This is a genomic window from Lacticaseibacillus saniviri JCM 17471 = DSM 24301 (assembly GCF_001311785.1).
GTDB classification, from domain to species: domain Bacteria; phylum Bacillota; class Bacilli; order Lactobacillales; family Lactobacillaceae; genus Lacticaseibacillus; species Lacticaseibacillus saniviri.
The window spans coordinates 1-22,746 of record NZ_BBBX01000006.1; the positions used below are offsets into that span (position 1 = coordinate 1).

23 protein-coding genes and 9 pseudogenes are annotated in these 22,746 nt (G+C 47.4%); 10 read left to right on the forward strand and 22 right to left on the reverse strand.

The features are described from left to right. Positions 1-228: 228 nt before the first annotated feature. Positions 229-589 (reverse strand): annotated as a pseudogene (locus tag JCM17471_RS14965) (CvfD/Ygs/GSP13 family RNA-binding post-transcriptional regulator); the annotation flags it as partial. 78 nt (positions 590-667) lie between these two features. Then, positions 668-1,252, reverse strand: coding sequence for a peptidylprolyl isomerase (locus JCM17471_RS04390; RefSeq protein WP_054776961.1), 585 nt, complete (start codon positions 1,250-1,252; stop codon positions 668-670). 121 nt (positions 1,253-1,373) lie between these two features. Between JCM17471_RS04390 and JCM17471_RS04395 the strand changes: the two genes are divergently transcribed. The 3 genes from JCM17471_RS04395 (at position 1,374) to JCM17471_RS04405 (ending at position 3,636) form a co-directional block, all read left to right on the forward strand. Further along, entirely contained in the window at positions 1,374-2,357 is a 984-nt protein-coding gene (locus tag JCM17471_RS04395) for an NAD(P)/FAD-dependent oxidoreductase (RefSeq protein WP_147661010.1), read from the forward strand. Positions 2,358-2,396: 39 nt separating this feature from the next. Continuing rightward, entirely contained in the window at positions 2,397-2,900 is a 504-nt protein-coding gene (locus JCM17471_RS04400) for a phosphatidylglycerophosphatase A family protein (protein WP_054776963.1), read from the forward strand. 85 nt (positions 2,901-2,985) lie between these two features. Beyond that, positions 2,986-3,636 carry a VTT domain-containing protein gene (locus tag JCM17471_RS04405; RefSeq protein ID WP_054776964.1) on the forward strand — a complete coding sequence of 217 codons (651 nt, stop codon included), beginning with the start codon at positions 2,986-2,988 and terminating at the stop codon, positions 3,634-3,636. Between the two features lie 107 nt (positions 3,637-3,743). Here JCM17471_RS04405 and JCM17471_RS04410 read toward each other — a convergent pair. Then, positions 3,744-4,293 (reverse strand): annotated as a pseudogene (locus JCM17471_RS04410) (hypothetical protein). Positions 4,294-4,624: 331 nt separating this feature from the next. Next, positions 4,625-4,909 (reverse strand): GNAT family N-acetyltransferase, encoded by a 285-nt coding sequence (locus JCM17471_RS04415; protein ID WP_054776965.1) that lies wholly within the window; start codon positions 4,907-4,909, stop codon positions 4,625-4,627. Positions 4,910-4,945: 36 nt separating this feature from the next. Here JCM17471_RS04415 and JCM17471_RS04420 point away from each other — a divergent pair, with 36 nt between their 5' ends. The 4 genes from JCM17471_RS04420 to rpmG all read left to right on the forward strand — a co-directional run bounded on the left by JCM17471_RS04420 (position 4,946) and on the right by rpmG (position 6,366). Then, entirely contained in the window at positions 4,946-5,536 is a 591-nt protein-coding gene (locus tag JCM17471_RS04420; protein ID WP_054776966.1) for a WxL domain-containing protein, read from the forward strand. A 56-nt stretch (positions 5,537-5,592) separates the two neighbouring features. Then, positions 5,593-5,892, forward strand: a complete 300-nt coding sequence (locus JCM17471_RS14970; protein ID WP_225354123.1) for a hypothetical protein — start codon at positions 5,593-5,595, stop codon at positions 5,890-5,892. After that, positions 5,808-6,149, forward strand: a complete 342-nt coding sequence (locus JCM17471_RS14975) for a hypothetical protein (RefSeq protein ID WP_225354124.1) — start codon at positions 5,808-5,810, stop codon at positions 6,147-6,149. Before JCM17471_RS14970 ends, JCM17471_RS14975 begins: the two co-directional genes overlap by 85 nt. Before the next feature lie 67 nt (positions 6,150-6,216). Continuing rightward, a complete protein-coding gene (rpmG, locus tag JCM17471_RS04430) occupies positions 6,217-6,366 on the forward strand; it encodes a 50S ribosomal protein L33 (RefSeq protein ID WP_054776967.1) in 150 nt (49 codons plus the stop codon). 77 nt (positions 6,367-6,443) lie between these two features. On the opposite strand, the pseudogene JCM17471_RS04435 reads toward rpmG, so the two are convergent. After that, a pseudogene (locus JCM17471_RS04435) lies at positions 6,444-7,308 on the reverse strand (RluA family pseudouridine synthase). Between the two features lie 307 nt (positions 7,309-7,615). Here JCM17471_RS04435 and JCM17471_RS04440 point away from each other — a divergent pair. Then, positions 7,616-8,863 carry an Ig-like domain-containing protein gene (locus tag JCM17471_RS04440; protein ID WP_054776968.1) on the forward strand — a complete coding sequence of 416 codons (1,248 nt, stop codon included), beginning with the start codon at positions 7,616-7,618 and terminating at the stop codon, positions 8,861-8,863. Between the two features lie 78 nt (positions 8,864-8,941). Here the strand turns inward: JCM17471_RS04440 and JCM17471_RS04445 are convergent, their stop codons facing one another. Next, positions 8,942-9,337, reverse strand: coding sequence for a DUF1093 domain-containing protein (locus tag JCM17471_RS04445; RefSeq protein WP_054776969.1), 396 nt, complete (start codon positions 9,335-9,337; stop codon positions 8,942-8,944). 171 nt (positions 9,338-9,508) lie between these two features. On the opposite strand from JCM17471_RS04445, the gene JCM17471_RS14980 reads away from it, so the two are divergent. Then, positions 9,509-9,961 (forward strand): alpha/beta hydrolase, encoded by a 453-nt coding sequence (locus tag JCM17471_RS14980; RefSeq protein ID WP_225354125.1) that lies wholly within the window; start codon positions 9,509-9,511, stop codon positions 9,959-9,961. Next, on the forward strand, positions 9,958-10,272 hold the full coding sequence (locus JCM17471_RS14985; protein ID WP_225354126.1) for an alpha/beta hydrolase family protein: 315 nt from the start codon (positions 9,958-9,960) through the stop codon (positions 10,270-10,272). Before JCM17471_RS14980 ends, JCM17471_RS14985 begins: the two co-directional genes overlap by 4 nt. Here the strand turns inward: JCM17471_RS14985 and citG are convergent. The 16 genes and pseudogenes from citG to JCM17471_RS04530 all read right to left on the reverse strand — a co-directional run bounded on the left by citG (position 10,253) and on the right by JCM17471_RS04530 (position 22,644). Next, positions 10,253-11,095 (reverse strand): triphosphoribosyl-dephospho-CoA synthase CitG, encoded by an 843-nt coding sequence (citG, locus tag JCM17471_RS04455; RefSeq protein WP_082395214.1) that lies wholly within the window; start codon positions 11,093-11,095, stop codon positions 10,253-10,255. The two genes, JCM17471_RS14985 and citG, sit on opposite strands and share 20 nt — an antisense overlap. Next, positions 11,091-11,783 (reverse strand): annotated as a pseudogene (locus tag JCM17471_RS04460) (GntR family transcriptional regulator). The gene citG and the pseudogene JCM17471_RS04460 overlap by 5 nt, the downstream one beginning before the upstream one ends. Before the next feature lie 164 nt (positions 11,784-11,947). Next, positions 11,948-13,333 carry an oxaloacetate decarboxylase subunit alpha gene (locus tag JCM17471_RS04465; protein ID WP_054776971.1) on the reverse strand — a complete coding sequence of 462 codons (1,386 nt, stop codon included), beginning with the start codon at positions 13,331-13,333 and terminating at the stop codon, positions 11,948-11,950. After that, the gene (gene citX, locus JCM17471_RS04470) at positions 13,330-13,863 is read right to left on the reverse strand and encodes a citrate lyase holo-[acyl-carrier protein] synthase (RefSeq protein WP_054776972.1); all 534 of its coding nucleotides are present in this window, start codon (positions 13,861-13,863) and stop codon (positions 13,330-13,332) included. Before citX ends, JCM17471_RS04465 begins: the two co-directional genes overlap by 4 nt. Next, positions 13,856-15,384 (reverse strand): annotated as a pseudogene (citF, locus tag JCM17471_RS04475) (citrate lyase subunit alpha). Before citF ends, citX begins: the two are co-directional and overlap by 8 nt. After that, positions 15,381-16,261: pseudogene (gene citE, locus JCM17471_RS04480) on the reverse strand (citrate (pro-3S)-lyase subunit beta). The pseudogenes citF and citE overlap by 4 nt, the downstream one beginning before the upstream one ends. After that, positions 16,249-16,554 carry a citrate lyase acyl carrier protein gene (citD, locus tag JCM17471_RS04485; RefSeq protein WP_054776973.1) on the reverse strand — a complete coding sequence of 102 codons (306 nt, stop codon included), beginning with the start codon at positions 16,552-16,554 and terminating at the stop codon, positions 16,249-16,251. The pseudogene citE and the gene citD overlap by 13 nt, the downstream one beginning before the upstream one ends. A gap of 3 nt (positions 16,555-16,557) precedes the next feature. Beyond that, positions 16,558-17,543 (reverse strand): annotated as a pseudogene (gene citC, locus JCM17471_RS04490) ([citrate (pro-3S)-lyase] ligase). A gap of 9 nt (positions 17,544-17,552) precedes the next feature. Further along, complete coding sequence (locus tag JCM17471_RS15840) at positions 17,553-17,675, reverse strand: OadG-related small transporter subunit (RefSeq protein ID WP_054776974.1); 123 nt, start codon at positions 17,673-17,675, stop codon at positions 17,553-17,555. 14 nt (positions 17,676-17,689) lie between these two features. Next, positions 17,690-18,810: pseudogene (locus JCM17471_RS04500) on the reverse strand (sodium ion-translocating decarboxylase subunit beta). A gap of 11 nt (positions 18,811-18,821) precedes the next feature. Continuing rightward, positions 18,822-19,233: pseudogene (locus JCM17471_RS04505) on the reverse strand (acetyl-CoA carboxylase biotin carboxyl carrier protein subunit). After that, positions 19,226-19,546, reverse strand: coding sequence for a hypothetical protein (locus JCM17471_RS04510; RefSeq protein WP_054776975.1), 321 nt, complete (start codon positions 19,544-19,546; stop codon positions 19,226-19,228). Before JCM17471_RS04510 ends, JCM17471_RS04505 begins: the two are co-directional and overlap by 8 nt. A 56-nt stretch (positions 19,547-19,602) precedes the next feature. Next, positions 19,603-20,949 (reverse strand): CitMHS family transporter, encoded by a 1,347-nt coding sequence (locus JCM17471_RS04515; RefSeq protein WP_054776976.1) that lies wholly within the window; start codon positions 20,947-20,949, stop codon positions 19,603-19,605. 228 nt (positions 20,950-21,177) lie between these two features. Further along, positions 21,178-21,927, reverse strand: coding sequence for a biotin--[acetyl-CoA-carboxylase] ligase (locus JCM17471_RS04520; RefSeq protein ID WP_162208351.1), 750 nt, complete (start codon positions 21,925-21,927; stop codon positions 21,178-21,180). A 1-nt stretch (position 21,928) separates the two neighbouring features. Then, entirely contained in the window at positions 21,929-22,183 is a 255-nt protein-coding gene (locus JCM17471_RS04525) for a hypothetical protein (protein ID WP_054776978.1), read from the reverse strand. A gap of 98 nt (positions 22,184-22,281) precedes the next feature. Further along, the gene (locus JCM17471_RS04530; protein WP_054776979.1) at positions 22,282-22,644 is read right to left on the reverse strand and encodes a hypothetical protein; all 363 of its coding nucleotides are present in this window, start codon (positions 22,642-22,644) and stop codon (positions 22,282-22,284) included. Positions 22,645-22,746: the final 102 nt, after the last annotated feature.

The window sequence follows — 22,746 nt, forward strand, 5'->3', positions numbered from 1 at the left end:
TTAACAACAGGACTTATCTTATCAGCTATGGCACTTATCGTCAACACAAAATTTGCATCTTGGCTCGCAAATTTTGTTTTCCGATGCTTCGAAGCCTTTTGATGGAAAAGCATGTTTATACATCACCAATACCGAACACAATAAACGTGTTACGAGATATTGTTCGTCGCACGCCGATCCCAACCAAGAAAAAAGGAGCACAACGTCATTGTTGTACTCCCTTTTTGCCTCGAGGTCATGTAATTGCTCAGCAACGTGATCAGGTAATGAGACCGCAATGGGTGAAAAGCCCGTGTGCACCTTACGATTGGTCCAATAATGTTTGCGTCGTGGTTGTTCGGACAGCTCGATATCCGTCTGCAACGCACGCAACGAACAAACTATTTTGTGTATATTCATCAATATCTAAAATGATGACTTCCAATACCTGATCGATCTGAAACAGGTCACTGAGATCCTTAACAAAACCGTGTTGGCATTCTGAAATATGAATTAAGCCCTGTGTCTTCTCGTCGAGCATCACGAAAACACCGTAAGCTTGAATTCCCGTCACCTTGCCGGTAACGATATCACCGATTCGATAATTCATGCCGCCACTTCATTTCATTAGACTACGGAACTAGTATACCGTAATTCATGACACACGCAAAGTGGCGACCATTCACAATTACTTTTCGATGGTCACTTCTTCTAACACAACATCTTCAACGGGACGATCTGCGCCGGCCGTCTTGACGTGACCAATCTTGTCGACAACATCCATGCCGGACATCACTTGACCAAAAACGGTGTGGCGCATATCAAGCCAAGGCGTGCCACCGTTCTTGTAAGCTTCAATGATTGCTTCTGGATAACCGGCATCTGGCATCTGCGCTAACATGTCCTGGCGAATGTGTTCATTCGTCACGATGAAGAATTGACTGCCGTTGGTGTTAGGACCAGCGTTAGCCATTGATAAGGCACCGCGAATATTGAACACTTCTGGGCTGAATTCATCCGCAAATGGTTCCCCCCAGATACTTTCACCACCAGCACCGGTCCCAGTTGGATCGCCGCCTTGAATCATGAAGTCATTGATGACCCGGTGGAAGATTTGGCCGTTGTAGTAACCTTGGTCTGCCAAACCAATGAAGTTTTCGACTGTCTTAGGTGCCTGTTCTGGGAACAAGGCAATCTTAATTGTGCCTAAGCTGGTTGTCATCTTAGCGACTGGGCCGTTAAAATGTTCGAGATCTAATTGAGGTAATGTCATGGTTGAATGCTCCTTTGTTTTTCATCATCATACGCAATCCCACCACAAATTTCTAGTCATCGTGGTTGTTTTTTGAACTCTATGGTAGAGTTATGCTGTTACTTTGAAGAAATGAGGCTCTATAATGACAACGCATCAATATGAAATTACCGTGATCGGCGGCGGCCCCGTTGGCATGTTTGCAACTTTCTATGCCGGTCTGCGCAGTGCAGATGTGCTATTAGTAGAAAGCTTAGCTAACTTGGGCGGCCAACCTTACAATCTCTATCCCGCTAAAAAGCTTTATGACATCGCTGGTTTCGTGGAGTCAAACGGCCAGGCGCTTACTGAACAACTGCAACAACAGCTCGAACACTTCAATCCTGAAATTCGACTAGCCACCATGGTCACTGCGATCAATCAACTCGATGATGGTAGTTATGAACTTGAAACCACGACCGGCACCATCTTAACAAAGACAGTCATTATCGCGACTGGTGGTGGCGCCTTTAATCCACGCAAACTTGCCATCGACTATCCACCTTCATTAGAAGAAACCCACATTCACTATTTTGTGCGCGACCTCGAACAGTTCCGCGATACACGAGTGGCCATCGCTGGTGGTGGTGACTCCGCAATCGACTGGGCATTAGCACTGGCGCCCATCGCCAGTGAGGTTCACTTGATTCACCGCCGCAATGAATTCCGCGGTTTAGAATCCAGCGTTGATGCTTTGAAAAATAGTCGCGTCATTCTGCACACGCCCTATCTCATCAGTGACTTGCGCGATACCGACCCGCTCACCTTAGAGCTCAAAGAGGTTCGTGGTGACAACATCGAAACACTGACCGTTGATCATCTGCTCGTCAACTATGGGTTCATGAGCGACAACAAACAGTTGCGTAACTGGGACCTCACCTTGGATCGCACCGCCATTGCCGTTAACTCACAGATGATGACCAATCGTCCCGGTATCTTCGCCATTGGGGATGCCGCGGCCTATCCCGGCAAGCTGGCGTTAATTGCCAGCGGGTTCGGTGAAGCTCCTATTGCTGTGAGTCAGGCACTGGGCTTAATTCACCCCGACATGCGCCAGGCACTGCACAGTTCTCAGTTGTATCATTAATCGCGTGCCAATACCGACACGTTAAAGGAGGATTTTATCATGTCTAATGAAGCAAAATTATACGAACACACCATCGACTTACTCACCGAACGCGGTGTCACCCTACCCGATATCGGTGAACTGGTGATCTTCTTACAGGGCAAATTCATCCCAACACTGAATCTGGAGGAAGCAACCCACAACGTCGAAATCGTGCTCAGAAAACGCGAAGTTCAAAATGCCGTAATGACTGGCATCGCACTGGACAAGGCTGCTGAGAAAAAGGCGCTCGATGATCCGTTGCAAGCCATCATTGAAGAAGATGAAGGCCTCTACGGCGTCGATGAAATTCTGGCTTTTGCGATTGTGAACGTCTACGGTTCAATCGGCTTCACCAACTATGGTTACATTGACCGGGTCAAGCCTGGGATTTTAGCCAAGTTGAACGCCCATGAACCCGGCCACATTCACACCTTCTTAGATGATCTGGTGGGTGCCATCGCTGCGGCGGCTGCTAGCCGGTTGGCACACTCACACCCAGAACTGGAAGATGACATCTACTGAAAAATAGTTAATTTTGGTAATAAGCCTGCTTTTGGTGATATTGCCCCGTATAATCGACTTATTACAATCACTAAGGAGTCCTTTCATGACTGAACTGATTAACTTTATCCTGCATATCGACCAGCACCTGGTCACGATCGTCAATAATTTTGGCGGATGGACCTACCTGATCCTCTTCTTAATGGTGTTTATTGAAACCGGGGTTGTCATCTTCCCCTTCTTACCAGGTGACTCACTATTATTCGCCGCCAGTGCCTTAGCTGCGAATACCGTCTACAACCTCAACATCTGGGTGTTATTCGCTATCTTCCTTGTGGCCGCCGTGCTCGGTGATACGGTCAACTACGAAATCGGGAAGCATCTAGGCCTTGCAGCAAGTAACAGCAGTCGCTTCGGGCGCTTGATTAATCGCGATAAACTCGCTCAAGCGGAAGCGTTCTTCAACAAACACGGTGGTAAGACAATTGCCATCGCGCGCTTCATGCCGCTGATTCGGACCTTTGCCCCCTTTGTTTCCGGTGGGAGCAACATGGATTACAAGAAGTTTATCCATTACAACTTCTTGGGCGGATTTCTCTGGGTAACGATGTGCTGTGTGGCTGGTTTCTTCTTCGGTAACCAGCCTTTCGTCAAAAGTCACTTCTCCGTTGTGGTCTTGGGCATCATTGCCATCTCATTGATTCCTGTCCTGATTACCGCCTTCCGCAAAAAGAAGCCGGACGCGACAGCAGAATAAGCAACAAAAAATAGGATGGCCAACCCATACAAGTTGGCCATCCTATTTTTTGTTACGTTTAATCACGCAAACGTGTTGGGTTGCGTAATCTGTTGATACTTGTGTGACTAATCCATCACACGCCGGATACGACCGGTTCCATGTGTTTCATCGGTAATTGTCACGTCGAAATCGAACTTACTGAAGATATGCGTCAGTTTTGCAAAGTTATCCTTATCAAACGAACTCAGGTTACCCTTGACGACATGGATTTCAATCTTGTTAGCCAGATTCATAAATGACTTGAGTGCTAATTGTGCCAGACCAAGATTCTGGAAGTCATAAAACGCTAAGCGACTCTCTGACCCCAGTGTTTCTAACACCGTGATGTGAATCTCATTGGTCCATTTGTTGGTTTCAAAGAGCAGTTGTGATTGATAGTCTGCCTTAGAATGACCGTACTTATCGACATTAGCGAATGGCGTGTAGACAAAATCGAATTGGTTTTCTGTTGTTGTTGATCGAACTTAAAATCCGTGTAGACGATATATTGGGTTGCTTTGTCGCATCATCCGCCATCGGCTGGTTCATGCTGGAAAGAATCGTATATGCCGAATCCTTTTCAATTGCCGCCAAACGCCGTGCATAAATTTCTTTATATTCTGTCTCTGAAGTCATTTTGAAACCCTCCAACATTATTGTAGTTTCATTATACCATTATTAGGACGGGAATCATCATTTTTACGCTATTTCGTGAAATGAAACCTCTCCGCTTTTATTTGGAAGCGCTGTAACCAATTAATTTTCATTTCGTAAATCCTTTTGGTAATAGCCCAATGCTTGGGGTTGACCCGCTTGCAATCCGGCTGGCAAGCTCACTGTGGTCTGATAGTGAAAACCCAAACGCTCAAGTAAGTGAATGGAACGCGTGTTGTCCAAGAATACTCCGGCCCACACACTAGTGATGCCACTGGCTTTGAGCTCATCAAAACCTGCTCGAGCTGTGCGGTCATGATGCCTTGGCCCCAGTATGGCCGGGCCAGTAAAACCCAACTTCACGGGACGTCGCGGTGGGATCCACCTCACGTTGATAGATGCCCAGCTGCCCAATGACCTGATCATCTCGCACAAGCGCAAATTCCTGCGGGTCTTGATACAGGCGATACATCAGCTGCTTGGGATCTTCCTGTCGTGAATGACTGAGCCCCGCCGGACCCGCCACCTCGGGATCTTGAATGAGCGCCCAATAAGCGTCTGCATCCGTCAATTCAAATCGTCGTCGTGTCACCTTCATTAATCTTGCCTCTTTTCAATCATGGAGAAATGCATAATGAAAGTATACTTGATTTTGATAATCTTGGGCAGTCTCTTTTTGCCGACACCCGTCGCCGCCGATACACTGCCGATTACCGCCGTGATTACGAGTACCCCACCAACACTCAGTGCCGTACCGCAATTGACGTTTCCGAATCAATCAGTCAAAGCCATTATCAATACACGCACAACCCTCACCCAGGCGACACCCACGCAACTTGAGGTCGACGATTTCTCCACACTCACAACGCATTGGCAGCTCGCCGTCACCATGGGCACGCCCCGCCAGGTTGAAACTCAGCGACCATTACCTGGCACTCGATTGCATCTGGTCGCGACCAGACTCGCGCAACCTATTGGACATACGCCTTTAGATCAGCGAATCGACTCCACACCCGATTTTGTTGCGACCACACTTGCCACTGAACAATCCCAAATCATTTGGCGGGCGACAACCGCTAGTCCCGGTAAAGGCAAGAATCAGCTTATTTTTCAGGAAGCACAATTACTGCTGCCGCGATATGCCCATGTTCAGGCTGGCGCATATCAGGCCACATTGACCTGGAGCTTAGCAATTTTTGCCGACAGATTGAGACTAAACTACTGACGATTCCCTCAAAATAGCATATAGTTAAGGTACGTCATGAAAGGGGTTCATTCAGTATGCAATTAACAGATCAATTTAAAGAAAACTATGAATATAATGGCGGTCAAGACATTCAAGCCTTCCTGCTGGCCAGCAAGAAAGCTTACCAATGTCTCAATGACTTAGTGACCCGAATGAGTGCGATGCCTGATAAAGTTAAGGCCGAAAGCGTCAATACTTTACTCGTGCAACAACTCGATCAAACCACTTTTGCCGAATCAGAAGTGCGCCAATGGGAAAAAATCTGCGTGAATTCAACACTGCGCTCAATCCAGATCGTCCCGCTGTCGGCATTCAAGATCAATGGAGCGAACTGAACACTTTCATCGAAGCGAACCAGGCACAACTCAGTATTTTATCCGATGTCGACTTTTTGACCACGGAGAGTCAGTTCGTCGTGACCGATACCAACATCTTGGCCTTCCCTGCTGCCGCCTTGTTCCGGATGGTACAAGCTGAAACGGGTGAAGCGGACACCATTGATTTGGCCGGGATGGCGCAGAACGATCCTGCAGGCGTCGCGGAGATTGCGGCACAACACAAGGTCCCTGAGCTGGTCAATTTCACCCGCTAGACCTTGACTTTTACCGTAATTCCAGTATGATTAGTGAGTTATCAATTTTAAAGTGAGGTGAAGTCGTATGCGTGATCATATTATTCTCGCAAACGCTGAAACCGGTGAACGGATCTACCTGACTTCTAAGAACAAGCGGAACACACCAGATCGTCTTTCTTTGAAGAAGTATTCTCCAAAGTTGCGTAAGCGTGTGGTCTTCACAGAAGTTAAGTAATTCTCGGCTTCAGTAAAGCAAAAGAGGTTGTTGCAAAACATAGTTTTGCGACAACCTCTTTTTTGTGCGCCATCATCTTAATCGGCGGCCAATAACGTCTCAAAAATAGCCGGCATGGGTAATTCAACTTGGTGGGTCGCTTGTGTGAATGGATCAAAAACGTGAGCTGATAGGCAAGGAGTGCCTGATGTTGCAAGGCGGGGATGGTTTCGCCATATAGCGGATCACCGACGAGTGGATGTCCCGCATGCGCCATATGCACCCGAATCTGATGTGTCCGCCCGGTGACCAAATTCAGTTCGACCAAACTGTAGTGGGCAGATTCCTGCAACACGCGGTACTGAGTCAATGCCTGTTGCCCATCCGCGCGCACCATGCGATGAATCCCATCTTCGGCCATACCCAGCGGCTGATCAAACGTCCCGCTCTGTTGTGGCAAGTGCCCCACAGCAAGGGCGAGGTAACGTTTCGTCACCTGCTTGTTGACGCCCAGTTGATCCAGCCACCCCTGTGCCAGCACGTGCTTAGCGACCAACACCAGTCCTGTAGTATCGCGATCTAATCGCGTCATGATTGCTGGTTGCGGTGCGATTTTGCCTTGAGTGATCAGATAACCCGCCACGCGATTGAGCACACTATCATCGGGACGACTCGGGCCAGGCACACTGGTGAGGCCAGCCGGTTTATCAATGACCAGCCAATTCTTGTCCTCGTAAACAACCTTCAGCTCACCCTGATTCGGTGTGATGCCACCCTGTTCCGGCAGCGTCATCACGAGTTGATCCCCCGGTTTCAGCGTTTTGATTTTGACTCACACGCTGGTTCACCCTAATTTTTGTTTTGGTCAAACATCTTCTTCAATAAGCGATGGCTAACCCCATGATAGGATAAAAACTTTTTAACAGTTGTTTTTTCATCGATTTGATACTCAAAAGTGTCCATTAACGTGGTTTCCTCACTATTATTTTTATAAATATAATCATTTTAAACATTGCGAATAAATTGGTATTCCCACATACTGATGGTATCACAATGAAAGGACTTTGAAATCAATGCGGCGATTAATCTCAATTGTGTTTCTCATCAGTTTTATTTTGCACTGTCGCCCAAGCAAACTGTTAATGCGGCGCCACCCACACCGCCCTTTGGCTCCCCTTCGCCAAGTTATAACTGGATCAATGGTGGGTTCAAAAGTCAGCCGCGAGCACACTACAATGCTGTCATCAATCAGGACCTGCCACTCAGAGTCGTGGCGGCTCCCGATATCACCTTTGCGGCAGCCATTATCGGTAAAACCGCCACTTTTGAATGGCGCCAATCACTCAATAAGGTACCGTGGCTCAAGGTGAGCAATAATGTTTATCAATCACCCGTGGGTACTGCACCGGAAACCGATGATTTCATCTTTCATCCGACCGTTGTGGGTACTTATTACCTGCAAGTCCAGGTCAAATGGTCCCGCACGTTGTTTGCAGATGTGCGCTATCAAACCCGCTTGATTACCATCGATGTCTTACCGGAATCTGTCGCCACGACAGGACTCAGTGTTGATGTCGATCATCCCATTTTGTTTCCAGGATTCTCAACCACGGCGCACGCAACCCTCACACCTGAAGATGCCACTGATCGCATTACCTGGCAGGTATCACCAGCAGACGTTGTGACTATCGATCCCGATACCGGCAATATCAGCAGTACCGCCAACCGCTACGGGAAAGTGACGATCACGGCCACCAGTGGCCAGCACAAGGCCTCCACCACGCTTATTGTGGGCGGTGTGCGCGACCAAGCGGTTCAAGCGGGGCAGCCGGTCACCTTCAGCGCTGAAGGGATTCGCCCGATTCCCAATACCAAGCTAACGTATCAATGGTATCGACTCAACGACAGTGGTGGTCGTCAGCTGATTCGTGGGGCAACGCAATCGACTTACACGTTTACCACCAGTAGTAATCCCGCGCTTGCAAGCAATCCCGATCACCTGCGCCGGTTCCAAGTCGGCCTCACCACAACCTACAATGGCCAAAGTGATGTGATCTATAGCAATCCGGCCACGTTGACGCTTCAGGCAGAAGAAGAAGCGACGTTCAAGTTGAGTCAGGTGCCCGATTTTGTCCCAGCCCAGGACTTGCGCGTGGCGGATTTCTTTCGTGGCGATCAGGTCATCCCAATCAATGCGCAACCTATTATCTTACAGGATACCACGACCGGCAACAATCAGGTGGTGCTGACGGCGCGACTGTCACCTTTCATCAATCAGACCAATCGCCACTGGTCCAATCGCCCGACGATGATTTTCACAGTCGCCAATCGTGTGGTTACCCTGCCTGCTAACAATCAATCAACCCGCATCGCTGACATTCCACAGGGTCAGGGACTCTCTCAAACGACTGGTCAGCTCTATCACGCCAGTCTGAACATCCCACAACTCAAGAAGGTCAATGCCGGTACGTATCAAGCCACACTGTTGTGGGAGGCCAATTTGGTTCCCACAAACTAAATAGACACTAAGCAAAAAAGACGACGATGACATCGCCCATATTGGGGTGTCATTGTCGTCTTCTTTTCACGTAAAATGTCAGTTCAGTTTTGCGAGAACATCCTTTGGCACATCACTTTCACTCACCGCATTTGGTCCTTGATTGACTCGCTTGTTAGAAACCTCGCCAGTCACGTAACTGCCTGGTTTAAGCGGCGTTGGGTTAACGCCAAGCAAGTAGAACGTATTGCTGATTGTTTTGCCACTCGTGGTCACCCAATCAAAATGATATTCGTATTGATACAACTGCCTGTCGTGCCCGTCAGTCGCCAGTTTGCCGTCATCATCTTTGGCCTTTGTCTTTTCAGGCACCTGTTGTTGCACAACCGCATAGGCCTTGGTCGATTGGTAAGTATCCGCCCAATATCGGTAACCAAAATAGCCACCAACGGCCACCAGAATCAGTACAATCACACCGATAATTCGTTTCATCATTCAACGCCTCCATCTCTGTCTACTGTATGCTTGTTATTATTGATGGGATTGGGCCAAAAGAAAACCCCTCTTACTCTTTTCTTAAGCACACTTACAATACTGAAAGGTTGCAACGACCGCGTGAAGTCGCTAGAGTGAACGTATAGACTGCATCACGAAAGGATGATTATGATGACCCCAGATATTATTTTTGACCAGAAGCATCAACTCACTGCCGATATCTATCAACCCGATACCCCAAACGGCGCTGCGATTGTTTTTGCGCACGGTGGTGGCTGGTTGCGCGGTGACAAGGCCAATGAACACGATATCGGTGATTACTTCGCCGCAGCGGGTTATCTTGTGGCGATTCCAAACTACCGCCTGGCACCGGCATCGATTGCGCCAGCCGCACAAGTCGATTTTGATGCCTTCATTGATTGGTTCAAGGCGTCGGATTTTGAATTCGATCGCAACCGCATTGGCTTGCTCGGCGCGAGTGTTGGTGGCACCATGACACTCACAACCAGTTTAAAAACCGGCTACCCCACTGTTTCTTGGTCCGGTATCCTGGATTTTGAATTGTGGTTTGCACAGCACACCAAGACTGTCGCCGCACTCGATGCCAAACAGAGCTGGGATTGACCGATCCACACGCCATCCACGAGAGCTTCTACAAGTATTTCATCACAAATTACGTGAAACGCCCAACCCCAGAAAACCTCGCTGCGATCAATCCGGTCGACCTGTTAAGTTCAAAAATCGGACCAACATTGCTGTTTAATTCAGCGGATGAACTGACACCATTGAGTGGCGCGCTCGCCTTCATCAAAAAAGCGGCCACGCTCAATCGCGAAGTCGCTTTACAAATTGTGCCAGGGACCGGTCACGCCCGTGATTACACGGACTATGCCCTGGTACCAACATTGAATTTCTTCAATCGTCAATTGCGCTAAGCTGATCAAAGAAAATAGCGAGCGCTAAGATATCAGCTGTTCCGCCCGGACTGAGGTGAGCTTGGATAAAGGCATCATCCCAATCCGCTAAACGCCGCTTCAATGATTCAAGTGATAACTGTTCATCCTCAAGCTTTTGCGCCTCAGCTTGTACTCGTTGCCACGCTTCTAATCCACCACGATGAATCAGATTCATATCAGACACGGTTGCCATGAGATGCACCATCAAACGCAAATAACGTTCCTCAGGCGTTACCGCTTGCCACCTGGCAAGAAACGGTAGCGCCTCTTTTTGTAAAATCGGATATCCTTCCTCTGCTTCTCCTCGAATCCCGGTCAGTCCATGCTCAAGATACAATTTCTCGCCATAACTCAATACTGATTTCTGCTCTAGATGTTTAAAATCACGTGCGACCATGCCTGCCGTCATGGTGCTCACCGTTTCAAAAACGCGGTGATAATTGAGTCCCAACCCATCATGCTTTTGGCACCAGCCGATAGCACCCAAAATAAAGGCAAACGAAAAATTGGCTCCCTTGTGCGTATTAATTTGGTTTGTCGCCGTCAGCATGGCCTGCTCCGCCACAACACCGCGCTTGCGTAGTGCATCAAACAACACTGGCAAGGTCACACTGGTAGCTCCTAGCGTGACGTAATCATCAAAATAAGGTGCCAGTGCTTCAATGCTCTTGATGAACAACGCATAGTCCATATCACGATGAGCGCCATTAGAAACGGGATCCACTAAGCCCGGTTTGGGCGCGAGGGTCACCTCCGTCGTCAGAGCTGTCGTGGCAAGTTTTGCAAGTTTGTGTGCGTTAATTGATGTCATGTTTCCTCATTTCTTGAATAATAAAATTGAGTGAGCGATCCAGATGCTCGCGGGTCAATGTATTGATTTGATCAACATCTTGCTGTTGCATGGCACGAAAATCTGCCAGTGTTCCGCTAACGCCTTGTCGCGTCGTTCCTTTGCATGCACACTGATATCACGAAAATAAAAGATATTCCCGCAATTTTTTGACGATGCTCTTCAAGCGGAACATTTGGCTATCATCATAGATCATGTCATTGAAGCGCGTAAAATTAGCCAAGACCTCATCAATACGGTTCTGTTGATTCAATTGATCCGTTTGTTCCAGCAGTGCTTTAAGGTCGTCGAACTGTTCTACAGTCATGATTTTCATTGCCTGACGAGTGGCCAAGGCATCAAGTTCTCGCCGTATCGCAAAGATTTCATAAGCATCCTGAATCCGAATCCCTTTGACCACAACGCCAATACCGGGTTTGCGTGCGACCAAATCCTCCTCGATGAGCCGCTCAAGTGCATAGCGAACCGGTGTCCGACTAATGTTCATTGTATCTGCAAATAATTTTTCGTTGATCCGCTCCCCAGATGGAATTTCCCCCAAGATAATCGTCTTGCGAAAAGCCGCATAAACCAAATCTTTTAGTGGCTGATTTTGCGTCAAATCAAGGTTTCTAGCTACAGCAGCACTGATTGCATCCACAATGTCATCCCCGTTTCCGTTCGCCTATGTCTTAACCGACGCTAGACAATTCTATAACTAATTTTAGCATAACAGCCGCTATGTCTCTTCTCAGTTGACTGTGCCACGAAAACCAGCGTTCTGCCAAATAGCAGAGCGCTGATTTTGTTGTATCTGAGTTGCAACTAGAAACTAACGCTAATTGTTTGCATTGGCACATCATAGAAACGATCATCACGTCGGCCCAAGAAGTCACGGCCTGGTTCTGGAAAGAGCCCATAGATAAGCACATCATCAATATTATGTGCATATGGGGCACTGTTGCGTTCAAATTCTGGTAATTGCGGTGCCAATAAATCAGCTGGGCGCACAGTAATCGGTATTTCATCGCCAATTAACTGATGCAGAATATCCGGTTTGATTGCCACAGGCGGCCGGCCATACAAGCCACGGGCATAATCCTTAATTTCATTAGGAACCAATTGATAGCGTTCACCACTGATGACATTCATCAACGCTTGCGTACCGACCATCTGTGACAATGGCGTTACGAGTGGTGGGAATCCTAGGTCAGCCCGCACACGTGGCACCTCTTCAAGCACTTCTTGATAGCGTGACTCAAGCCCTTGATCCTTGAGCTGAGCTAATAAGTTAGACAGCATCCCACCAGGCACTTGATACAAGAGCGACTTTGGTTGAACGTCTTTCACCTTAGGGTTCAAGCCACCGGTATCACGGAATCGATCACGAATTGGGCTGAAATAATCAGCTAACTCACTAGCAACGTTTTGATCGACTGTGGTGGTGTACCCCAAATCATCCAACGCAACCAACATGGATTCGGTCGCAGGCTGACTGGTACCACCTGCAAAAGGAGAAATCGCGGTATCAATAATGTCAGCGCCCGCTTCGACCGCCTTGAGGTACGTCATTTCGGCCATCCCCGCAGTGGCATGGGTATGCACTTCAAGGGGAATTGTTGTCTCGGCCTTAATACGACTCACCAATTCATATGCACGGTTGGGTGTCAAAATGCCCGCCATATCTTTGATACACAAGGAATCCGCACCCATCGCGGCCATTTCTTTAGCTAAATCGACATAATAGTCCACGGTGTGGAAATCACTGATCGTGTACGCAATGGCCATCTGTGCATGCCCACCGTATTTCTTTGTCGCTTTAACGGCCGTTTCCAGGTTACGCACATCATTCAATGCATCAAAAATACGGATGATATCGATACCGTTCTCAATTGAACGTTGCACAAACGTCTCAACAACATCATCGGCATAATTCTTATAGCCAAGAATGTTTTGGCCCCGCAATAGCATCTGTAACTTGGTATTGGGGGTGAGGGCACGAATCTGACGCAATCGTTCCCAGGGATCTTCATTCAGATATCGAATGCAGGCATCAAATGTAGCGCCGCCCCAAACTTCAAGCGCATGATACCCTGCTTGATCCATCTTTGGCAGAATTGGCAACATGTCTGCGATTGGCATTCGGGTTGCAATCAGACTCTGCTGACCATCTCGCAAAACAGTTTCCATCACTTTGACAGTTTGACTCATGACAATTCACCCTTTTCTATAATTGAAGCAACCACGTCTTGAACGGTCGCCAATCCGTGCCGTCGAGAACGGCTGCAGCTCTTGGCATCGCCACCACAGACCAAGCATGGCCGGGGTGGTAACTCAAATGTCGTCCGACTGATTGACTGGACACCATCAGCTGCAGGCACAATGACATCGAGATCCAATAGCTGATAAAAACCAGATTTTTGTTCTAAAAGCATCATCTCTTGCTTGAGTTGCTTTGCTTCCACCGTCACAAGAAATGCTGCTTCCGGCCCCGTAGATAAGCGCCACATTTCTTGATGAATCAGCTTTGAGTCCCATTGTTGCTGCAACTGTTGTATAACCTGCTGAAATAAAGCTTCAATCCGCGCATTCGTTTTGATAGGTCCAGGGATACGTAACGTGAGCCACACCAATGTGGCACCAGGCGCATCCGCCAACCAAGCTATTTGTCGCTGGCGACGTTGCTCTTTGGCCATCAGCATCTGCGGTAGTGCGATTGCTTGTCCTGTCAATTCAGACATTGCGAACCACATCGATTAGCGTGCCATCCCGATATTCAATCAGTGCGACCACGCGATCACCATATTCAATTGGCTTTGGCGTACCGGTGACGGCATAAGCTTTTTGCTTTAATTCTTCAATCGTAAATTGTGGCACATCGAGTTTGGCAAACATATCGATCAAATCTTGCCGGGCTGGATTAATTGCAACACCCAACTCAGTCACAACAACATCAACACTGGCTCCCGGGGTCACCACTGTATTCACTTGATCCACAATTGTTGGAATGCGACCGCGAATCAAAGGCGCAATCACCATACTCATTTTGCAAGCTGCACTGGTATCAGAGTGACCGCCAGAAGCACCGCGCAATACCCCGTCAGACCCTGTCATGACGTTAACATTAAAGTCAGTGTCTACTTCAAGTGCAGACAGAATCGCAATGTCCAGTTGGTTGATCATCGCACCCTTGCTCAGTGGTGACGCATACATATTCGCATCAATCTCATAATGGTCCGCATTCTCGCCCAGTGATACTGCGGATGGATGATCAAAATCCTGGACATCAATTAATTTATCGACCAAACCTTCTTGCATCAATTCCACCATCGCATTGGTAATACCGCCCAGAGCAAAACTGGCTTTGATATCCTGATCAATCATTGCTTGGCGCAAGAATCGACTCACCGCAAGTGATGCACCACCGGTCCCAGTCTGGAAAGAAAATCCATTTTTGAAGTAACTGGAGTGCGTAATCACTTTAGCTGCATACTCCGCAATCAATAATTCCTTAGGATTCTTAGTAAATCGGGTGGCTCCCTTAGCGATACCTTCAGGATCCCCAATCGCATCTACAACCACCACATAGTCTACATCGGTTTGTGGAATGCTGATTGGTGTATTGGGATATGGCATCAGACTGTCTGTAATGGCAACCACTTGATCAGCATATTTGGCATCGATCATGGCATAACCTAATGAACCACACGTTGCTTTACCTTTAGTGCCATTGATATTGCCGTATTCATCGGAACTAGGCGCGCCCAAGAAGGCCACATCGATGTGGATGTCACCACGAACAATAGCGCGCGCCCGGCCGCCATGCGAACGAATCACAACGGGATTCTTCATAATACCTGATGAGATGGCCGCGCCGACCTTATCACGCAATCCACTTGAAGTAATATCGGTGACAACACCATTCTTGATATGGTCAATTAGCGGTTCGTGAACATTTGCAATTGAACTCGGTGCGATTGAGATATTCTTGATCCCCATTTTGGCAATTTCGTCCAAAACCATATTCATGACATAGTCGCCTTCGCGGAAATGATGATGGAAAGAAATCGTCATGCCATCTTTCAATCCCGTCCTGACGATTGCATCGTGAATGGAATCGAGCAGTTTGGAATCACCTGGTTTGACAGGATGAATCTTTTTGGTGCGAGAGCATAGTCGTTAATATTGGCAAACTCACCATTGTAGACACCGTATTCGGCCGCAAATTCATCTGGAATATCGCGTTCAATCAGATTTTTCATGCTTCTACCTCCATATTTGATGCTTTCGCTAAAGCGAGTACACGATATGCCCGTTCAACGATTGGTTTGTCGACCATCTTACCGTTAATGGCAATAACACCCGATCCCTTAGCTTCAGCTTCCTCAATGGCCGCCACAACTTCCTTGGCGTTTTGAACCTCGGCCTGGGTCGGTGCATAGATTGAATTGATGACTGGAATTTGACGTGGATTAATCACTGACTTTCCATCGAATCCCAATTGCTTGATGAGTTCCGTTTCCCGGCGCAAGCCTTCTTCATTCGCCACATCAGAATACACTGTGTCAATTGCAGCAATCCCGGCTGCTCGAGCAGCATGCAAAATGAAATTACGGGCAAACATCAATTCCTGACCATCCGGATAACGCCGCGTCTTTTGACTTGTGACATAATCTTCTGCGCCCAATGCGATTCCGATCATCCGTGGTGACGCTTTAGCAATTTCGCGCGCATTCAACACGCCTTCAGCTGATTCAATTGCAGCCATCATATGTGTGGTTCCGCGGGAATATTGTATTTGGCCTCAACTGCAGTGATCACTTTGTCGACATCAACGATATCTTGGGCAGTTTCTGTCTTGGGTAAGCGGACAACATTGATGCCACCTAACACCATAGCCTCGACATCCTGATCCCCACCAGCATCCAACGCGTTAATCCGGACAACCGTTTCGATGCCGCTATAATCAAACGTCTTAAGCGCTGAATACACCAAGAAGCGGGCAGCGTCTTTTTCTTTCAACGAAACCGCATCTTCCAGATCAAACATGATGGCATCTGCACCATACAGAACCGCATCGCGTAACATGGCTGGATTAGCCCCGGGAACAAACATCATTGTTCTTCTTAATTTATCCATGCGTTGATATCCTCCCAGTTGTAATCTGTTTTGCCACTTGCACGATAAGCCGCAACGACTGTCCGAGCCTTGATTGTACAGTCGAGTGCGCCTTTATCGACAGCTGTTACTTGCACTTGTTTGATTGCTAGAGCGTCCAACGTTTGTTGAATCATCGCTCGAATTTGATCCCCGAATTGCTTTTCCACACTACTATCGAGTGAAATCGTCGTTGCACTGTCACTGGGTGTCAATGTAATCATAATGTCACTTGATTCCATCGTCCCCGCTGTTGCTGCTGTTTTGAGTTCCATGAGTTACCTTCCTTTCAAATAATCCAGAGTCGTTGTTGGCACCAGTTGCTGGAGTAGTTGCCAATCTTCGGCCTGATAGGCGGCACGCACGGCCGTCGCACTAATCGGTACAGCATTAATTGCTTTTCTCGGTACAATTGTGACATTCACATCTGGCGCAAGCGTCGCAACTAATGCTTGATTATAGATTGCAGTGACAGGAGATAATGGTTCATCTCCCACAAATCTCTGCTTGATATTCAGTTGGGGTGCAATAGCTGTTTTGAATAGCGTTGCATCTAGCTGCGCCTGAACACTAGCAATGGCTAAGTCTGCTTGATCCTTCAAAAATAACTCGGGAATGTCGCTGAAGAGACCATGTACTGTTCAGTAGGAATCACAACAACATTGTGTAAATGTGCCACACCCGCTTGCACCATCGCGATTCGTTCTTCAGTGTTAAAGAAGGAACGGTCTTCCGTGACCACAAATACATAAACCGCACCGCTCTTCGTAGCCGTTTGTTCCACCAAGTACTGATGGCCAAGTGTAAATGGGTTAGCGTTCATGACGATGGCACTGGCCGGTGTGGCATCAATCCGCTCACGGCGCAGTTGCTGTTGATACTGGGCCAAATTAGGTAATCCGCGTTCCATCAAGCTAACACTGTCCGTGTGACTCACAATTTGAAACCCAAACGCTTGAAAATATTGCATCTGACTCGGTTTGGTGTAAACAAAACTGTGTGCTTCATTTTGATCATCGAGATAACTCAAGAGATTTGTCATCATTTGGCCCAAATAATCCTGGCTGCGATAGTCAGGATTCACCGCTACCGTCTTGATGATATTCTGAAAGACGGCAGCAGTCGCAATTAGTTTGCCGTCTTCAAAAATACCCACTGCATAATCCACTTGTGTATCATCCACTAAGCCAACGCGCTCAAGCAATTCAGCCCGTTGTTGTCTCACCGTCGGATTTATCGACAGCCACAGGCGTTCAACTGCCATCGTAATCACCTACTTTGCTGGTAAAAATTTCAAGAGTAATTTGGCGACAACATAGATAATGAAGAGAACTAAGAAGACGCCACCCATCCCAAAGCCCATTAGTTCAAAGGCTATTTCTAAATCGTTTAACATTGGCAGTTACCTTCCTAACTAAAGAATGAGAGCAAGAGACCACCGGCAATGACTGAAGCAATTTGCCCCGACACATTGGCGCCGACTGCATACATCAAAACAAAGTTCTGAGGATCTTCTTCAGAAGCCATCTTCTGAATCACCCGACTAGACATTGGGAACGCGGAAATACCCGCAGCTCCGATCATTGGATTGATTTTTCCTTGCGGAATAGATTCAGCAACTTGGCAAACAAGACGCCCCCAACAGAATCCATGATGAAGGCAACTAATCCAAAAGCAATGATCATCAAAGTTTGAATGTTCAAGAACAGAGACGCTTGCATTTTCACGGCAATTGTTAACCCCAGCAGGATACTGATGATATTGACTAATTCATTTTGCGCCGTTTGGGAAAGACGGTCCAACACCCCACATTCTCGCAGTAGATTACCAAACATCAAGAAACCGACCAGTGGTAAAGAGATAGGCGCGATGAAACCTGCTAAAACGGTAATAATAATTGGAAATAAAATTTTGGTCGTCTTTGAAACAGCCTCAGCCTTATAGGTCATCCGAATTTGACGTTCCTTCTTGGTAGTCACCGCTTTGATCGCCATTGGTTGAATAATCGGTACCAATGCCATATACGAGTACGCGGCCACTGTGATTGCACCCAATAGTTTTGGCGCCAATTGATTTGAGACGAAGATCGAGGTTGGCCCATCAGCAGCACCGATAATCCCAATTGAAGCCGCTTCTTTGATATCAAACCCAAAGAGCACAGCCACGATAACGGTGAAGAAAATCCCGAATTGTGCGGCTGCCCCAAACAGCAACATAAATGGGTTCTGTAGTAACGGGCCAAAATCGATCATGGCGCCGATACCAATGAAGATCAATAAAGGGAATAGCTCAGTGTTGATCCCGGCTTTGAACAAAATGTCCAAAACGCCTTCTGTCTTAACGCCACCCACGACTTGCGTCAACACCCCTGTACCCGGAAAATTCACTAGAATTGTACCCAGACCCATGGGAATTAATAGTGTTGGTTCATATTCTTTCTTAATGCCTAAGTAAATCAGCAGACAGCCAATCAACATCATCACAATTTGGCCGCCCGTGATGGTTGTAATCCCGTTCAGTAAACTTGCCATTGTCAGCCTCCTCAATCAATCCGGATCAATGGATCGCCTGCATTCACGGTTTGGTTACGATCAACAAAATTGGCCGACAGTGCCTGCGTGAGCAGCCACCACTTCGTTTTCCATTTTCATTGCTTCAAGAACTAATAGCGGCTGATTTTCCGTCACTGTGTCACCAGGCTTAACCAGTAACTTGATCACAGTACCAGGCATCGGTGCCAGTAGCGCATTTGTTGTATCACCAGTTGCTGCAGGTGCCGGAGCTGGTGTTGTAGGCGTTTCTACAGATGCTGCCGCACTTGCAGCTTCTGTTGTCACTGGTGGTACCGCCGCTGCTACTGGCGCTGTGGTAATCGATTGACCTGCTGCATCGATTTCTTCAGTTTCGACCAAATACTCTTTACCATCGATAGTAATTTTAAATTTTCTAAGCATGTTCTGTCCCAACCTTTCGTTGAATCCGCCGAATAATGATTTGATTTGTGGTCTCTTGCGCAACTGTGCTGGCCACCGCAATTGCCACTAACTTGGCTTCTTCACTCTGTTCGTAGATATGTTTAATTCTGAGCGTTGCTGTCGTTTGCCCACTCAAAGCGGCAGTGATAATAGCAACCTGTACAGGTATCATATGCGGATCCACTTCGACATAGCAATCAAGCTCTTGCCATTCTGGCATGGACTCAGGAATCACTGTCTGCGGCACTTCCGTCTTTTCTTCTTGGCGCTTTCGCCAGTGGAATAATCTCATTTGTCCATCCTCCTGGTATGACATGCATCCTTGTTAGCCAGTGCATTAAAACCGACCTATTGTGGGAGGTAGAATGGCACGTGACCACCGAGCATAATCGTCACGACGAAGATTACGAAGACACCTAACGCGTACTTAGCAGTTTCTTTCTGCCAAGCACCCATATCCAAATCGGTGAGACGAAGCAGTAAGTAGATAAAGGCAACTAACGGGCTGAGTAAATGGAAGGCTTGGCCCATCAATGACGCGAGCGCCATCGACATATCCGAGAAACCATAAGCGTGACCAGCCTGCATCAATACTGGCATGACACCAAAGTAGAAACCATCATTGGATAAGAAGAATGTCCCAGGCGCTGAGATCAGTGCAATCACAAGGCCCCAGAAGCCGGCGAGTTGATGAGGAATAATTGTTGTCAAACTTCTTGCCAGTGCTTCGGCCATTCCTGTTCCTTGGAACAGACCCATGAAGACCCCAGCAGCAAAAACTAAGATAACAACTTGGACCGCGTCGCCACCGTTAGCACCGATACGACTGGATTGGTCCTTCAAAACAGGGTAGTTAACCATCAACGCGATACATGTGCCGACTAAGAACAACAGCAATGGTGGCATTTCGAGCACTTTGATGAATGAACCAGCAACTAACCAGGCGATTAAGACAATCGTCATAATACCGTTGAAGGCGAAATTCTTTGGACGACGAATGGCCTGTAATTCTGGATCATCCACAATCGTTAAGGCTTCAATTTCATCGGCAGTTAAATCTTGAACGCCGAGCCGTTTGCGTTCTAATCGTCCCATGTGAGGCGCTACATAAAGAGTCACATAAGCTAATGCCAAAATCATTCCTGGTGCCAGATAAGCTAAGATGCTGGCATCAACTTTGAAGACGGCCATTGCCCGTGCGGTGGGACCACCCCATGGCAGCAAGTTCATGATCGTATTTTGTAAGATAATCAAAACACCTAAGTTCATCAGCTTCATGTTCAACTTCTTGTAGATTGGGATGAACGCTGAACAACAAATTAACGTAGTTGTGGTCCCATCACCATTCAGAGAAACTGCGGCCGCAACGACAGCCGTTGCGATTAGGACCTTCATCGGATCCCCTTTGGCAAAGATAATCATTCGCTTCGTGATCGGATCAAATAACCCGGCATCCAGCATGATTGAGAAGTACAGAATAGCAAATAAGAGCATAATACCGGTATTCGCGGTGGTTGCAATCCCCTTGAGGACAAAATCGCCGATGGTGCCTTTCTTAGCAACACCTGCAATCATTGCAATTATGGCAAATACGAGGGGTACCATCACCAGCGCGGTGAACGGGGACATCTTTTTCTTCATGATGATGTACATGAAGATGATAATCATGGCGTACGCTAGAACTGTCAGTAACATAACCCTTCCTCCTCACAAAATAAATTCTTGGAATAGCAATAGCATAACGGGGATTACGCTAAAATGGAATCGGTTACGCTCATAAGAACACTTAAAAAACAATATTAAAAACAAGCCTAATCCGCTATATATAGCGGATTAGGCTGTGTTAATTTATATTCAATTATCTAAATTCGCTAACGATTGCTCACTTTATAACAGTGTGCGAAACTGTATTATTCTGTCCAGTTAAGTACCCGGGTCACCTCGGCAGATGTATAACTCTTGTTGGCCATCCGCTTGTTGAACAACCAATTCAGCGGCCTGCCCAATCCCAATAACCTTAACTATTTGTTCATCTGCGCCGACCTTGAGCGTGACTGTCTGACCAATCAGCATTGAATGTGCGCGATACGCGGATAAATAATCTCCTGTACGATATGTCGGCAACATCTGTGTCACTCGATTGATGATAGCAGCAATCAATTGCACCCGGGTTACACTCGTATTCGCCGGTAGTAAGCTCCCTGATTGCGCTGCAAATTGTTGCCGGGTCGCATCCGATTTGAAATCAATCCCGACACCCATGACAACACCGTGACCCGGAATACTTTCAGCCAAGATGCCAACCACTTTGTTGTGATTAAGGTAGAGATCATTGACCCACTTGATTGTCGGATTCACCTGACACACCGCAACAATCGCCTCGCGAACGGCAACGGCCATCATCGGCGTTAACAAGCCAATCGATTCATCAATCACCATTTCTGGCCAAATAAAGGTCATATAGATGCCCGTGCCCGCTGGCGAATAGAATTGTCGGTCAAGACGGCCATACCCTGCTGTTTGATGATCAGCAATCAAGACATCTGGTGTCTTCTGACCTTGCATCAACCATTGCTTAGCTACCTGATTGGTTGATGTCAGCTCTGGAAAAACCTGAAGCTCAAGTGGTTGAGTCAATTGCGGCTGGATTGTGGCCGCGTCAATGATATCCATGTTACCAATCACCAAACTTTTCATCCTGAAGTTGCTTTAACAATGCCCGATAGCTGGCACTCGTTGGTTCGGTGCCATCAGTAAATGTTTCGTCTTGCAAACCATTGAAGCGCTCCGCCATATAATACGCGGTCAGATACAATGTCAATTTTCGCTTCACAATTGCCTCTGGGTCTAACTCATCGCTGACTTGATGTGAACCCACGACCAGCTCAGCAAATTTCTTTTGGTCTAAATGCAAATCATCTTGGGGCATACAATCTCCTCCTCTAAATGTCTTTCGTCTAGCGTATCACATCTCCGTGTATCGCATTGCACTTCTAGTGGTCTCTTTAAAGCCACCTAAAACTCAGATTACCCGCCCAAGCTTTGATCGAGTTGATCAATTCGACGATAAATGCGCGGCAATTGACGCAAGAGATATTCAGCCTCACTGAGGTAAATGATGTTAAGCGACGTAATGGCAAACTGCCCTCTCAAGTAAGGCGAGATTAAAACCAGACCAGCATCAGCCCGTAATAGTGCTTCTGGCGACTCCGACCCATCCGCAACCGCAACATTAATCGCGTGGTGACTGTTCGCCGCAACGTACTGGCGCAGCTTGTCCGCCAGTTGCGTGCTCAGATTCTTATGACCAAAGCCCAGCCAATCGGGACCGGTACTGCTTTTCGCCTGCTTACCGCTTAACATTTTGGGATAGATATAAACTGTCGTCATGCCGTCACCTTCTTTTCATCGTCAGCTTTATGATACCGCTTACCATCAACGGAGGAAAGAAAAAGAGTGAGGTCGTGACAAACCTCTTGTGGGTCGTCACAG